Origin of the sequence: Nocardioides hankookensis (genome assembly GCF_042658885.1) — a bacterium.
GTDB lineage: Bacteria > Actinomycetota > Actinomycetes > Propionibacteriales > Nocardioidaceae > Nocardioides > Nocardioides hankookensis.
Map to the genome: position 1 here is coordinate 335,530 of NZ_JBHSRJ010000009.1, position 13,145 is coordinate 348,674.

The window sequence follows — 13,145 nt, forward strand, 5'->3', positions numbered from 1 at the left end:
GATCAGAGGCTGGATCAGAGGTGGGGGAACCAGATCCCGATCTCGCGTGCGGCGGACTCCTCGGAGTCGGAGCCGTGCACGAGGTTCTGCTGGACCTTCAGGCCCCAGTCGCGGCCCAGGTCGCCGCGGATGGTGCCCGGCGCGGCCGCCGTGGGGTCGGTCGCGCCGGCCAGCGAGCGGAACCCCTCGATGCAGCGCTCGCCCTCCAGCACGATCGCGACGACCGGGCCGGAGAGCATGAAGTCGACGAGCGGCTGGTAGAACGGCTTGCCCTCGTGCTCGGCGTAGTGCTCGGCGAGCACCTCGGGCGTCGCGTCCCGCAGCTCGAGCGCCACCAGGCCGTAGCCCTTGGCCTCGATGCGGCGGACGATCTCGCCGACCTGGCCGCGCTTGACGGCGTCGGGCTTGAGCAGGACGAGGGTGCGCTGGGTCATGGGCCTGAGCCTAGAGGGACGCGGCCCGCCGTACGACGTCGGCCGGGGCCGGACCGGTGGCGTCGTCGGCGGCGACCGGGTCGCCGGCCACGCGGCGCAGCGGGATGACCCCACCCCACACCCCCGCGTCGATGTCCTCCTGGTCGTCGACCGGACCCTCGCCGCGGGACTTCATCGACGCCTCGTGCAGCGGTACGGCGAGCACCGCGGTCGCCGCCAGCTCCTTGCGCGTCGGCTCGCGCAGCGTCGCGTCGCGGCCCGGGATCATGTGGTCGACGGTCAGGCCGAGCGCGCGCCGCCGCTCGGCGGGGTCCTCCACGATGCGCGCCGTGCCGATCACGACGGCCGAGCGGTAGTTCATCGAGTGGTGGAAGGCCGACCGCGCGGCCACCAGCCCCTCGAGCTCGGTGATGGTCACGCAGACGGTGGCGTCGGCGGACGAGCGCAGCCACCCGGCGGCGACGGAGCCGTGCAGGTAGAGCGTGCCGTCCTCGTCCGGACCGTCGAGGTCGACCGCGAAGGCGACCGGCAGCACCAGGGGGTGCCCGCCGACGATGACGCCGAGGTGGGCGATGAGCGCGTCGTCGAGCAGGCGGTGCAGCTCGGTGCGGTCCTCGACCATCCGGTTGCGGCCGCGACCGATCGTGGTCCGCTGCGTGGGAGACAGGGGCGTCGTCGTCATGGCACCATCCTCCGAGAGAAGTGGCCTGGTGACACGGGCCAATCAATGACTAGTTCGGCAGGCCAATGACCACGCTCCCCCTCGTGCTCGACCGGACGGCGCCCGGCTCGCTGAGCGTGCAGCTGTCCGGTCGGATCCGGTCCCTGGTGCTCGACGGCACGCTCGGCCGGGGCGAACGGCTGCCGAGCACCCGCGCGCTGGCCCTGGACCTCGGGGTCAGCCGGTCGGTGACCGAGCACGCCTACGAGCAGCTGCTCGCCGAGGGGTGGCTCGAGGCAAGACGCGGGGCCGGGACGTACGTCGCCGCCGGAGGCTCCGCGCCGGCCACCGCCGCACGACGGCCGGCGCCCAGCGCCGACCCGGGGCTGGTCCGCCTGGATGCCGGCACGCCCTGGATCGACCCACGCCACGCGGCCGGGTGGCGGCGCGCGTGGCGCGAGGTGTCGTCGGCCCGGCCGCCCCGGGGCTACGACGACCCGCGCGGGCTCCCCGAGCTGCGCGCGGCGCTCGCCGACCGGATCGGCCGGACCCGCGGACTGGTCGTCGACGCCGACGAGGTCGTGGTGACCAACGGGACCACGGACGGGCTGCGGCACCTGCTCGCCGTGCTGCCGCCCGGGCCGGTCGCCCTCGAGGACCCCGGCTACCGGGCCGCCGTCGAGACCGTCCGCGGCGTCGCCCGCGCCGTCCGCGACCTCCCGGCGCTGGCACCGGTCACCGACCTGACCGGAGTCACCGCCGCCTACGTGACCCCGGCCCACCAGCACCCTCTCGGTCGGGTGCTGCCCGCGACCGAGCGGGTCGCGCTGCTCGACGCCGCCCGGGCCGCCGGGACGGTCGTCGTCGAGGACGACTACGACTCGGAGTTCCGCTACGACGTGGCGCCGGTGCCGGCCCTGGCCAGCCTGGACCGGCAGCAGGTCGCCTATCTCGGCACCGCGGCGAAGGCGGTCGCCCCGTCGCTCCGGCTCGGCTGGCTGGTCCCGCCGCCGGCGTACCTCGACGCGATCAACGCGCGCCGCGTGGTCACCCACGAGGGCGCGCCGTGGCCGGTGCAGCGCGCGTTCCTCGCGCTGATGCGTGACGGGTACGTCGACAAGGTGGTCCGCACCGCACGCCGGGTCTACGCCGAGCGCGCGCCCCGGGTGGCGGCCGCGCTCACGCCGTACGCCGAGCTGGCGGGGCCGCTCGCCGGGATGTACTCGACCTGGCTGCTCCCCCAGCCCGACGCGCTGCGGGCGCGGGCGGCGGCGCGCGAGGCCGGCTTCGAGGTCAACCTGCTGTCGGACTACTGTCGCTCCGCACGGCTGACCGGGCTGGTGCTCGGGTTCGGCGGCGTCACCGACGAGGAGCTGGACCGCGCGCTGGCCGCGGTGACGTCAGCCCTGGTCTGAGGCCTCGGAGTCGAAGGCAGCAAAGGCCTCGGCCCGCTCGCGCTCGATCTTGCGACCGAGGAGGTAGGCCGAGCCCCACAGCAGCGCGAAGATGCCGCCGAGCACGAACATCAACGGGATCACGAAGCCGAGCGCGATCGCACAGACCTGGACCACCCAGCCGAGCATGTAGGCCCACTCCGCGCGCAGCATGCCGGCGAGCAGCAGGCACACGACGGCGAGCCCGACGCCGACCGCGACCGCCGTACCAGCGGAGACGTCGGCGATGGTGATCATCACCGGCGTCGTCAGTCCGAGCGTGATGGCCTCCAGGCTCAGCACGGCGGCGCACATGCCGCGCCGCGGTGAGCGGGTCCGCTCCGGGTCGACGTCGCTCATCGGCGGTCCTTCGCGGGGCGCACCAGCAGCGAGCGCGCCTCGCCGACGGTGACGACCGAGCCGGTGACCAGCACCGCACCCGACCCGAGCGACTCGCCCACCGCCGCTCCGGCCTCGGCCAGCGTCGCGGCCGCCTCGATCGCGTCGCCGAGGCTCGGCGTCACGGAGACCCGGTCCTCGCCGAAGACCTCGCGGGCCTTCTCGGCGAGCAGGTCGGCGGGCAGCGCCCGGTCGGTGGAGTTCTGCGTGCAGACGACGTGGGCGAGGTGCGGCTCGAGCGCGACCAGCAGCTGCTCGGCGTCCTTGTCGGCCATCACGCCGAGCACGCCGATCAGCGGGTTGAAGGTGAAGGAGTCCTCGAGGGCCGCGCCCAGCGCCTCGGCTCCGTGCGGGTTGTGGGCCGCGTCGAGCAGGACGGTGGGGCTGCGGCGGACGATCTCGAGCCGGCCGGGCGAGGTCACCTCGGCGAACGCCGCGCGCACGACCTCCGCGTCCAGCGGCTGCTCGGCACTGGCGACGAACGCCTCGACGGCCGCGAGAGCGACCGCGGCGTTCTGCGCCTGGTGCGCGCCGTAGAGCGGGAGGAAGACGTCGTCGTAGCGCGCGTAGAGGCCCTGGAGCGACAGCATCTGCCCCCCGACTGCGGGCGTGCGGCCGGCGACGCCGAAGTCGACGCCCTCGCGGACGGCGGTCGCGCCGACCTCGGCGATCCGGTCCGCCAGGACGGCCGCCACGTCGGGCTCCTGCTCGGCGAGCACGGCGGTCGCGCCGGGCTTGATGATCCCGGCCTTCTCGACGGCGATCACGGCAGGCGTCTCGCCGAGGTAGCGCGCGTGGTCGACCGCGATCGGCAGCACCACGGCGACCGTCGCGTCGACGACGTTGGTGGCGTCCCACGAGCCGCCCATCCCGACCTCGACGACGGCGGCGTCGACCGGCGCGTCCGCGAACGCGGCGTACGCCATCCCGACGACCGTCTCGAAGAACGACAGCGGGTGGTCCTGGTCGGCGTCGACGAGGTGGGTGTACGGCGCGACGTCGTTGAACGCACGCACGAAGTCGTCGTCGGAGAGCGGCTCCCCGTCGATCGAGATCCGCTCGCTCATCCGCTCGACGTGCGGGCTGGTGAAGCGTCCGGTGCGCAGGTCGAGCGCCCGGAGCAGGGTGTCGACCATCCGCGAGGTCGAGGTCTTGCCGTTGGTCCCCGTCAGGTGGATGACGGGATAGCTGCGCTGCGGGTCGCCGAGCACCTCCATGAAGGCCTCGATCCGGTCCAGGGACGGCTCAAGCTTGGTCTCCGGCCAGCGGGACAGGAGGGCGTCCTCGACCTCGTCGAAGGTCTCGGCCAGCCGGGGTGCGTCAGGGGTCTCACTCATCTCGTGACGAGTCTAGAGACTCCTCACCCGACCAGCAGATTCACCATGTCGACCACCGGCCGGTAGCCGATCGCCTCGTAGACGTGGTTGGAGACCGGGTTGGCCTGGTCGGTGAAGAGGCAGCAGCGCACGCCGCCCTCGACGTACTGCTGCGAGACCTCGGCGACGGCGCGGCTGGCGTAGCCGCGGCCGCGCAGCCCGGCCGGCGTGTAGACGGGGCCGATCCGGGCGACGCCGTACGCCGGCGGGTTCGCGCCGGTCAGGTGGACGGGCTCGCCGTGCTCGTCCTCCCAGAGCCAGATCACGCCACCGTCGATCCGAGCGAGCATCTCGTCCATGGTGAAGGTCTCCATGGCGTGCGGGTCGGTGCGGCCCGCCTGCTCGGCCGCCGCCCGCGCGAAGTCGAGGAACCACGCCAGGCACAGGTCGGCGTCGTCGGCGGTGGCCTTCCGCAGCCGCCCGGCGGGCGGCGTCGGCATCGCCAGGTCGCCGAGTTCGAAGAGCCGCAGGTGCTCGTGCACCGTCACCGCTCCCCCGGTCAGCCGCGCGGTCTCCTCGGCGATCACCCGGGCGGCCGGCAGCGCGCCGTTGACGCCGCCGAGCACCTCGCCGCGCTCGTGCAGTACGAAGGCCAGCAGGAGCGCGGCGTCGGCCGGCATCGGCAGCACGTACGCCGGGTAGGGCTCGAACGGCGCGGTGCGCATCGCCACGCCCGTGACGGCTCCCGCGTCGTCGCGGGCGATCGCCCACCAGCGGTGCGGCGCGTCGCCCGCCGGGCGGTGCGCCATCCGCGCGCTGACCGACGCGATCACGGTCGTGACCACCGGATCGGCGGCGAGATGGGCCGCCGCGGCGTCGAGGAACGCGGCGGGATCGTCGAGGAACTCCAGGCTGGACACGTTCCGCACGGTGGCCGACGCGCGGCCACGACCGCAACCGGTTTCGGTGTGGGAGCGTGCGCGCCCTAGGATTTCGGACATGACCGAGACGCAGAGCCAGGCCACGGAGACGACCAGCGCGGATCGACCCGCCGTCGTCGTACCCGACAAGCCTGCGCTCGAGGGCCTCGAGGCCACCTGGAGCGAGCGGTGGAAGACCGACGACACCTACGCCTTCGACCGCACCCAGCCGCGCGAGAACGTCTACTCGATCGACACCCCGCCGCCGACCGTGAGCGGCAGCCTGCACGTCGGCCACGTGTTCTCCTACACGCACACCGACCTGATCGCCCGCTTCCAGCGGATGCGCGGCAAGTCCGTCTTCTACCCGATGGGCTGGGACGACAACGGCCTGCCGACCGAGCGCCGGGTGCAGAACTACTACGGCGTGCGCTGCGACCCGTCGTTGCCGTACGACGCCGACTTCACCCCGCCCGAGAAGCCGGACGCCAAGAAGCAGGTCCCGATCAGCCGACCCAACTTCATCGCGCTCTGCGAGCAGCTCGTCGAGCAGGACGAGCAGGTCTTCGAGCAGCTCTGGCGCACCCTCGGCCTCTCGGTCGACTGGAAGCAGCACTACACGACCATCGGCGCGAAGTCGCAGACCGTCAGCCAGCGCGCGTTCCTGCGCAACTTCGCCCGCGGCGAGGCCTACCTCCAGGAGGCGCCGACCCTCTGGGACGTCACCTTCCAGACGGCGGTCGCCCAGGCCGAGCTCGAGGCCCGCGAGTACGCCGGCGCCTACCACCGGGTCGCGTTCCACAAGCCCGACGGCGAACCCGTCTACATCGAGACGACCCGCCCCGAGCTGATCCCGAGCGTCGTCGCGCTGATCGCGCACCCGGACGACCCTCGCTACCAGTCCCTCTTCGGGACCACCGTGACCAGCCCGGTCTTCGGCGTCGAGATCCCGGTGCGCGCGCACGCCGCCGCCGAGATGGACAAGGGCGCCGGCATCGCCATGTGCTGCACGTTCGGCGACCTCACCGACGTCACCTGGTGGCGCGAGCTCGACCTCCCGGTCCGCACCCTGATCGGCCGCGACGGCCGGATGTCGCGCGAGACGCCCGACTGGCTCAGCGCACCGGCCGCTGCCGCGGCGTACGAGGAGCTCAAGGGCAAGACGGCGTTCTCCGCGCGCGAGGCGGTCGTCGCCGCGCTGCGTCAGTCCGGCGACCTGGACGGCGAGCCGAAGCCCACGCAGCGGATGACGAACTTCTACGAGAAGGGCGACAAGCCCCTCGAGATCGTCGCGACCCGCCAGTGGTACATCCGCAACGGCGGCCGCGACGCCGCGCTGCGCACCGAGATGATCGACCGCGGTGCCGAGATCCAGTGGCTGCCGCCGCACATGAAGCACCGCTACGACAACTGGGTCGGCGGCCTCAACGGCGACTGGCTGATCTCGCGGCAGCGCTTCTTCGGTATCCCGTTCCCGGTCTGGTACCCGCTGGACGCCGAGGGCGAGCCCGACTACGACCACCCGCTCCTCCCGCGTGAGGCGGACCTGCCGGTCGACCCGTCGACGGTGGCCCCGGGCGGCTACACCGAGGAGCAGCGCGGGAAGCCGGGCGGCTTCATCGGCGACCCCGACGTGATGGACACCTGGGCGACGTCGTCGCTCACCCCCCAGATCGCGGGTGGCTGGGAGTCCGACGACGACCTGTGGCAGCGGGTCTTCCCGATGGACCTGTGCACCCAGGCGCACGACATCATCCGCACCTGGCTCTTCTCGCGCGTCGTCCGCGCCCACTTCGAGAACCACGCGGCCCCGTGGTCGCACGCCCTGGTGTCCGGCTTCATCCTCGACCCGGACCGCAAGAAGATGTCCAAGTCCAAGGGCAACGTGGTCGTCCCGACCGAGATCCTCGACAAGTTCGGTGCCGACGCCGTCCGGTGGCGCGCCGCGATGGCGCGCCCGGGCCTGGACTCGCCGTTCGACGAGACCCAGATGAAGGTCGGTCGCCGCCTGGCGATGAAGGTCCTGAACGCGTCGAAGTTCGTCCTCGGCGGCGTCGGCGCGACCGGCGTGAACCCCTTCGAGGTCTCCGAGCCCGTCGACTGCGCCCTGCTCGGCCGCCTGGCCGAGGTGGTCCGCGCCGCCACCGATGCGTTCGAGGCCTACGACTACACCAGCGCGCTCGAGGTCGCCGAGAAGTTCTTCTGGGAGTTCTGCGACGACTACCTCGAGCTGGTCAAGGAGCGGGCGTACGCCGACGGCGACAGCGCCGCCACCGTGTCCGCCAAGGCGACCCTCGCGATCGCGCTCGACGTCCAGCTGCGGCTGCTCGCGCCGTTCCTGCCCTACGTGACCGAGGAAGTCTGGTCGTGGTGGCAGGAGGGATCGATCCACCGCTCCAGCTGGCCGACCGTCACCGAGCTCGGCTCCGCGGCGGCGACCGACCCGGTCGCGCTCGACGCCGTGGCGGCCGCGCTGGTCGGGATCCGCGGCGCCAAGTCGAACGCCAAGGTCTCGATGCGCGCCGAGCTGTCCCGGGTGGAGATCCGTGGCCCGCAGGCCCTGGTCGACGCGGCCGAGCTGGCCGCCGACGACCTGCGCAAGACGGGCAAGATCGTCGGGGACCTGCTGTTCGTCGCCGAGGAGGGCGCCACGGAGATCACCGTGGTGGCCGAGCTGGCACCCGTCGAGGGCTGACGCCGGTCAGTGCCGGCCGCGGTGGCCACCGCGGTAGTCGTCCCCGTCGTCGGAGTCCGACCCGCGGTCGTGCGAGCCGTACCCGTGGGAGTCGTACCCGCGGGAACCGTAGCCGTGACCGCGGGAGCCGTTGTCGCGAGCATCGGCCAGGGCCTCGGTGATGGCGCTGGTGATGGCGCTGGTGATCGCGCCGCTGACGGCTGAGCCGATTGCGGCGAGGCCCTGACCGGGGCCCTGACCGAGGCCCTGGGCGTTCGAGTGCCCGGAGGCGTGGCCGTTGCCGTGCTGACGCCCCGGGAGGCTGGGCACGGTGGGCACCGGCACGGCAGGCACCGAGGGCGTGACCACCGGCGTCGGCAGCGACGTCGCGGCGGGGGTGCTCGGCGCGACCGGGGTGACGGGCTGCGGCGCGGCGGGCTGGGGCGCCGCGGGCGCCTGGTGGGCGACCTGGTGCACCGCGGTGTGGGCCGGGCGCGGGCTGTGCCCCGCGGCCGGTCGGCCGTGCGGCACGGCGGGGGCCGTCGTGTCGGCGGCGGCGCTGGGCGGCGCTGCCGGCGTCGAGACCGGGGGCGCGGCGACGGCCGGGCGTGGCGCCTCGCCGGCCGGCGCGGGCTTGGGCTGGATGACGGTGCCGGCGATCATCCCCATCGGCAGGTGCCGGGCGAAGCCGCCCAGGGCGTCGGTGCGGACGGCGTGGACCATCACCCCGAAGCACGCCAGGACGACGACGATCGACGCGACCAACGGCGCACGGTGCTCTGACCGCATGCAGACCCTCCCGAGAAAAACGGACGTTCGTGGGTCAGTTTTCCGGTCCAGACCGGTGCGGACCAAACCCCTGGGCCGGATCTGGTCATAAATGGCCCAGATGGGCTACGCGAACCGGGTCAGGCGGATTTCTTCTTCTTGGCCTCGGACTCGCGCGGGACCAGGGTCGGCGCGACGTCGTCGGTGACGACCTCGCCCGTGACGATGACCTTGGCGACGTCGCCGCGGGAGGGCACGTCGTACATCACGTGGAGGAGGACCTCCTCGATGATCGCGCGCAGGCCGCGGGCGCCGGTGCCCCGCTCCATCGCCTTGTCGGCGATCGCCTCGACGGCCTCGGTCGTGAACTCGAGCTCGACGCCGTCGAGCTCGAACAGCTTCTGGTACTGCTTGACCAGGGCGTTGCGGGGCTCGGTGAGGATCTGCACCAGCGCCGGCCGGTCGAGCTTCGAGACGCTCGCGATCAGCGGCAGCCGGCCGATGAACTCGGGGATCAGGCCGAACTTGGTCAGGTCCTCGGGCCGCACCTGCGAGAGCAGGTCCTCGGCGTCGCGCTCGACCTGACCGCGGACCTCGGCGGTGAAGCCGAGGGTCTTCTTGCCGACGCGCTGCTCGACGATGTGCTCGAGACCGGCGAAGGCACCACCCACCACGAAGAGGATGTTGGTGGTGTCGATCTGGATGAACTCCTGGTGGGGGTGCTTGCGACCCCCCTGCGGCGGCACCGAGGCGGTCGTGCCCTCGATGATCTTCAGGAGCGCCTGCTGGACGCCCTCACCGGAGACGTCGCGCGTGATCGAGGGGTTCTCCGCCTTGCGGGCCACCTTGTCGATCTCGTCGATGTAGATGATGCCGGTCTCGGCCTTCTTGACGTCGTAGTCGGCGGCCTGGATCAGCTTGAGGAGGATGTTCTCGACGTCCTCACCGACGTAGCCGGCCTCCGTCAGCGCCGTCGCGTCCGCGATGGCGAACGGGACGTTGAGCATGCGCGCCAGCGTCTGCGCGAGGTAGGTCTTGCCACAGCCGGTCGGTCCGATCACGAGGATGTTGGACTTCGCGACCTCGACGACCTCCTCCTTGCTGTGCTTGCCGGAGAGAGGCTGGATGCCCGCCTGGACGCGCTTGTAGTGGTTGTAGACGGCGACCGCGAGCGACTTCTTCGCCTGCTCCTGGCCGATCACGTAGGAGTTGAGGAACTCGAAGATCTCCCGCGGCTTGGGCAGCTCGTCGAGGCTGACCTCGGTGCCCTCGTTGAGCTCTTCCTCGATGATCTCGTTGCAGAGGTCGATGCACTCGTCGCAGATGTAGACGCCGGGGCCGGCGATGAGCTTCTTGACCTGCTTCTGGCTCTTCCCGCAGAAAGAACACTTCAGCAGGTCGCCTCCGTCACCGATACGTGCCACGGGCGGTCATCCTCCGGTAGGTCGAGCCCGGTAAGTCGAGCTGGTACAGCAGCTGTGCGTGGGAGTGGAGCGGTTCGGGGCCCGAGAGCCCCCCTGACGGTACCCCGTGCCACCCCCGATGAGGGGGTGGACACGGGCAACGTCGGGTCATGGTGGAGCTCAGGTGAGCGCCGGGACGCCCTTGCGCGACTCGATCACGGCGTCGATCAGGCCGTACTCGACGGCCTGCTCGGCGGTGAGGATCTTGTCGCGCTCGATGTCGACGCTCACCTGTTCAATCGGCCGGCCGCTGTGGTCGCTGATCATTTTCTCGAGCAGCTCGCGCATCCGCAGGATCTCGTTGGCCTGGATCTCGATGTCCGAGGTCTGGCCGAACGTGCCCTCGGTGTAGGGCTGGTGGATCAGGATCCGGCTGTTGGGCAGCGCCATCCGCTTGCCGCGGGCACCCGCGCCGAGCAGGATCGCCGCCGCCGAGGCGGCCTGGCCGATGCACACCGTCTGCACGTCCGGCTTGATGAAGTTCATCGTGTCGTAGATCGCCGTCAGCGCAGTGAAGGAGCCACCGGGGCTGTTGATGTAGATCTGGATGTCCTGGTCCGGGTTCATCGACTCCAGGCACATCAGCTGTGCGATGACGGCGTTGGCGACGTCGTCGGAGATCGGCGTGCCGAGGTAGATGATGCGGTCCTCGAACAGCTTGGCGTAGGGGTCGATGCGCCGGAACCCGTAGGACGTGCGCTCTTCCCACTGGGGGATGTAGTAGTTCATGCGTCAGTCCTTCTGCCGGGCCGGACGGCCGTCGTCGGCCGCCTCGCGGGCGCTCTTGATGACCTGGTCGACGAGGCCGTAGTCCTTGGCCTGGTCGGCGGTGAACCAGCGGTCGCGGTCGGCGTCGTTCTCGACCTGCTCGCGCGGCTGGCCCGTGTGCTCCGCGATCAGGTCGAGGAGGATCTGCTTGATGTGCAGGGACTGCTGCGCCTGGATCTTGATGTCCGAGGCCGAGCCGCCCATGCCGGACGACGGCTGGTGCATCATGATCCGCGCGTGCGGGAGCGCGTAGCGCTTGCCCTTCGTGCCGGCGCAGAGCAGGAACTGGCCCATCGAGGCGGCCAGGCCCATGCCGACCGTCGCCACGTCGTTGGGGATGTAGTTCATCGTGTCGTAGATCGCCATGCCGGCGTCGACCGAGCCACCCGGGCTGTTGATGTGCAGGAAGATGTCGGCCTCGGGGTCCTCGGCCGAGAGCAGCAACAACTGGGCGCAGATCGCGTTGGCGTTCTGGTCGCGCACCTCGGAGCCGAGGAAGACGATCCGCTCACGCAGCAGACGCTGGTAGATGTGGCCGTCGAGGTCGTTCATCCCGCCGCCGCCGTTGAGCTGCGGCTGATGAGTCCCCGGGTGCGATGCGGAGCTGGAGTACTGGGTCACGGAAGCGACCCTAGCCGCAAGAGCCGACAGTTCCACGGCCAACCGGCCCCTGTTCGCCAACAGCGGATTTCACGCCCCGGCGGCCTCGCGGAGGCGGTCCACCGTCTGGACCATCCCGGCCTCGAGCTCGTCGGCGTGCCCGGCGCTCCCGCCCAGGGCGAGCGGCGCGAACAGCCGCGACATCCTGGTCAGCCGGCGCGGCACCGGCCGGCGGTGCACGACCAGCGTGCCCTCCGCGGCGGGCGCGAGCTCCCAGATCCAGCGGGCGCCGCTGGACGTGGTGTCCCAGGCGAGCAGCCGCCCCGGCTCGAGCAGCGCGACGACGTTCCGGGTGGGCCAGACCGCCGCCCGGCGCCGGTTGATGCCGAGGTACCACTGGCCGACCCGCAGTCCCCCGCGCTTCAGCGGCACCATCCGCACCAGCTCCGGGCTCCACTCGGGCATCCGGGAGAAGTCGGTCAGCAGCGCCCACACCCGCTCGGGAGGCGCCGCGACCACGGCCTCGGCGCGCAGCTCGCGGTCGGGACTGCTCATGCGAGCCACCCGCGCAGGGCCTCGTGCACGTCGGGGTGGTTGAGCAGCCCGAAGTGGTCGGTGCGGCCGAGGTGGAGCACGTCGGCGCCGGGGAAGAGCTCGCGGCCCGCGCGCCCGCGGCCGTACGCCGACGGTGGCCGCACCAGCAGGTCGCCGACGACGTGGCCGACCGGGTGCCGCTCCCGCTCGGTCAGCGTGGCGGCGACGAGGCGGTAGCGCGCGTGCGGCAGCGGCGGCACGTCCTCGGCCAGGCCGTCCACGAGGTCGTGGACGCCGACCGAGCGCCGGTCCAGCACCCGCCCGAAGGCGGCCGTCTCGGGCAGGCGCGCCAGGCCGCGGGCGCCGTGGCCGATCCCCCGGGCGATCGGGGCCCCCAGGTGCGGCGTACCGAGCGTGATGACGTCGGAGACCAGGCCGGTCCACGGCGCCGGCCGGTCGTTCGCGACCGCACCGGCCGCCCGGATGATGAGCCCGCCCATCGAGTGCCCGACCAGCGCGACCCGGGCGACCGGGACCGGCCAGGCGTCGGTGAGCCGGTCCAGCAGGCTGGTCAGCGCGACACCGTTCTCGCGCACCGGGAGTCCGGTGTTGGTGCGCAGGAACACCGGGGTCCAGCCGAGGGCCGCCAGCGTCTCGGCGTACGTCGTGCCGGTGCGCTCGCGCCCGAAGTCCCAGTAGGACTCGTTCTCGCACAGCCCGTGCTGGAGGACGACCACGCGCTCGGTGGCGTCGGGGAAGGCGGCGGCGAGGCCCTCGGGCGTCAGCGGCACGTCGCGGCCGTCCGCGCGCACGGCCATGGTGATCGCCAGTCGGGGCCGCTCCACCGCGAGGCGGTCGCCGATCAGCCCGTTGACCGCGGAGCGGACGAACCGGCCCCGCACGCCGGCGTCCAGCCGCGGCCCGAGCCCCGCCGCGCCGGCGCGGTCGAGGGCGGTCGCCGCGGCCCGCAGGCCCAGCCCCGCGCCTGCGTAGACGGCGCTGGTGATCGTGCGCCCGGGGTAGCCGCCGAAGCGGTCCGCCCACGCGTCGTGGGTGTCGCGCACCCCGCGCACCACCAGCTCGTCGGTGACCTCGGTCAGCAGGGACAGCGCGTCGAGCACGCCGGGTCCGGATGCGCGCAGGCTCATGCGGTGACCATACCCGCGGTATGTGTC

At 72.3% G+C, this 13,145-nt stretch carries 13 protein-coding genes; 2 read left to right on the forward strand and 11 right to left on the reverse strand.

The genetic code is table 11. The features are described from left to right. Positions 1-14: 14 nt before the first annotated feature. Positions 15-434 carry a nucleoside-diphosphate kinase gene (ndk, locus tag ACFPYL_RS21040; RefSeq protein ID WP_379159060.1) on the reverse strand — a complete coding sequence of 140 codons (420 nt, stop codon included), beginning with the start codon at positions 432-434 and terminating at the stop codon, positions 15-17. A 10-nt stretch (positions 435-444) separates the two neighbouring features. Further along, on the reverse strand, positions 445-1,116 hold the full coding sequence (locus tag ACFPYL_RS21045) for a pyridoxamine 5'-phosphate oxidase family protein (protein WP_379159063.1): 672 nt from the start codon (positions 1,114-1,116) through the stop codon (positions 445-447). Between the two features lie 65 nt (positions 1,117-1,181). Here ACFPYL_RS21045 and pdxR point away from each other — a divergent pair, with 65 nt between their 5' ends. Further along, complete coding sequence (gene pdxR / locus ACFPYL_RS21050) at positions 1,182-2,510, forward strand: MocR-like pyridoxine biosynthesis transcription factor PdxR (protein ID WP_379159066.1); 1,329 nt, start codon at positions 1,182-1,184, stop codon at positions 2,508-2,510. On the opposite strand, the gene ACFPYL_RS21055 is transcribed toward pdxR, so the two are convergent. Genes ACFPYL_RS21055 through ACFPYL_RS21065 form a run of 3 tightly spaced genes read right to left on the reverse strand, consistent with a single transcriptional unit; the run spans position 2,496 to position 5,163 of the window. Continuing rightward, entirely contained in the window at positions 2,496-2,888 is a 393-nt protein-coding gene (locus ACFPYL_RS21055; protein ID WP_379159069.1) for a DUF4233 domain-containing protein, read from the reverse strand. The two genes, pdxR and ACFPYL_RS21055, sit on opposite strands and share 15 nt — an antisense overlap. Continuing rightward, positions 2,885-4,264, reverse strand: coding sequence for a bifunctional tetrahydrofolate synthase/dihydrofolate synthase (gene folC, locus ACFPYL_RS21060; RefSeq protein ID WP_379159072.1), 1,380 nt, complete (start codon positions 4,262-4,264; stop codon positions 2,885-2,887). The genes ACFPYL_RS21055 and folC overlap by 4 nt, the downstream gene beginning before the upstream one ends. 23 nt (positions 4,265-4,287) lie before the next feature. After that, positions 4,288-5,163: a GNAT family N-acetyltransferase gene (locus tag ACFPYL_RS21065; RefSeq protein ID WP_379159075.1), complete on the reverse strand. Its 876-nt coding sequence runs from the start codon at positions 5,161-5,163 to the stop codon at positions 4,288-4,290. Positions 5,164-5,242: 79 nt separating this feature from the next. Between ACFPYL_RS21065 and valS the strand changes: the two genes are divergently transcribed. Further along, complete coding sequence (gene valS, locus ACFPYL_RS21070; RefSeq protein ID WP_379159078.1) at positions 5,243-7,858, forward strand: valine--tRNA ligase; 2,616 nt, start codon at positions 5,243-5,245, stop codon at positions 7,856-7,858. Between the two features lie 6 nt (positions 7,859-7,864). Here valS and ACFPYL_RS21075 read toward each other — a convergent pair whose 3' ends face one another. The 6 genes from ACFPYL_RS21075 to ACFPYL_RS21100 all read right to left on the reverse strand — a co-directional run bounded on the left by ACFPYL_RS21075 (position 7,865) and on the right by ACFPYL_RS21100 (position 13,118). Further along, a complete protein-coding gene (locus tag ACFPYL_RS21075) occupies positions 7,865-8,626 on the reverse strand; it encodes a hypothetical protein (protein ID WP_379159081.1) in 762 nt (253 codons plus the stop codon). A 119-nt stretch (positions 8,627-8,745) separates the two neighbouring features. Beyond that, positions 8,746-10,029 carry an ATP-dependent Clp protease ATP-binding subunit ClpX gene (gene clpX, locus ACFPYL_RS21080; RefSeq protein ID WP_379159084.1) on the reverse strand — a complete coding sequence of 428 codons (1,284 nt, stop codon included), beginning with the start codon at positions 10,027-10,029 and terminating at the stop codon, positions 8,746-8,748. A 159-nt stretch (positions 10,030-10,188) separates the two neighbouring features. Next, positions 10,189-10,797 carry an ATP-dependent Clp protease proteolytic subunit gene (locus tag ACFPYL_RS21085; RefSeq protein WP_379159087.1) on the reverse strand — a complete coding sequence of 203 codons (609 nt, stop codon included), beginning with the start codon at positions 10,795-10,797 and terminating at the stop codon, positions 10,189-10,191. 3 nt (positions 10,798-10,800) lie between these two features. Continuing rightward, complete coding sequence (locus ACFPYL_RS21090; RefSeq protein WP_056151152.1) at positions 10,801-11,388, reverse strand: ATP-dependent Clp protease proteolytic subunit; 588 nt, start codon at positions 11,386-11,388, stop codon at positions 10,801-10,803. Positions 11,389-11,526: 138 nt separating this feature from the next. Then, positions 11,527-11,991 (reverse strand): SRPBCC family protein, encoded by a 465-nt coding sequence (locus ACFPYL_RS21095; protein WP_379159090.1) that lies wholly within the window; start codon positions 11,989-11,991, stop codon positions 11,527-11,529. After that, positions 11,988-13,118 carry a lipase family alpha/beta hydrolase gene (locus ACFPYL_RS21100; RefSeq protein WP_379159092.1) on the reverse strand — a complete coding sequence of 377 codons (1,131 nt, stop codon included), beginning with the start codon at positions 13,116-13,118 and terminating at the stop codon, positions 11,988-11,990. The genes ACFPYL_RS21095 and ACFPYL_RS21100 overlap by 4 nt, the downstream gene beginning before the upstream one ends. Between the last annotated feature and the right edge of the window lie 27 nt (positions 13,119-13,145).

What these genes read in the sequence shown, in the direction of transcription:
- ACFPYL_RS21100 (WP_379159092.1), bottom strand. Translation starts at nt 13,118, where the DNA reads ATGAGCCTGCGCGCATCCGGACCCGGCGTGCTCGACGCGCTGTCCCTG.
- ACFPYL_RS21055 (WP_379159069.1), bottom strand. Translation starts at nt 2,888, where the DNA reads ATGAGCGACGTCGACCCGGAGCGGACCCGCTCACCGCGGCGCGGCATG.
- ACFPYL_RS21045 (WP_379159063.1), bottom strand. Translation starts at nt 1,116, where the DNA reads ATGACGACGACGCCCCTGTCTCCCACGCAGCGGACCACGATCGGTCGC.
- ACFPYL_RS21085 (WP_379159087.1), bottom strand. Translation starts at nt 10,797, where the DNA reads ATGAACTACTACATCCCCCAGTGGGAAGAGCGCACGTCCTACGGGTTC.
- ndk (WP_379159060.1), bottom strand. Translation starts at nt 434, where the DNA reads ATGACCCAGCGCACCCTCGTCCTGCTCAAGCCCGACGCCGTCAAGCGC.
- ACFPYL_RS21095 (WP_379159090.1), bottom strand. Translation starts at nt 11,991, where the DNA reads ATGAGCAGTCCCGACCGCGAGCTGCGCGCCGAGGCCGTGGTCGCGGCG.
- valS (WP_379159078.1), top strand. Translation starts at nt 5,243, where the DNA reads ATGACCGAGACGCAGAGCCAGGCCACGGAGACGACCAGCGCGGATCGA.
- pdxR (WP_379159066.1), top strand. Translation starts at nt 1,182, where the DNA reads ATGACCACGCTCCCCCTCGTGCTCGACCGGACGGCGCCCGGCTCGCTG.
- ACFPYL_RS21075 (WP_379159081.1), bottom strand. Translation starts at nt 8,626, where the DNA reads ATGCGGTCAGAGCACCGTGCGCCGTTGGTCGCGTCGATCGTCGTCGTC.
- ACFPYL_RS21090 (WP_056151152.1), bottom strand. Translation starts at nt 11,388, where the DNA reads ATGAACGACCTCGACGGCCACATCTACCAGCGTCTGCTGCGTGAGCGG.
- folC (WP_379159072.1), bottom strand. Translation starts at nt 4,264, where the DNA reads ATGAGTGAGACCCCTGACGCACCCCGGCTGGCCGAGACCTTCGACGAG.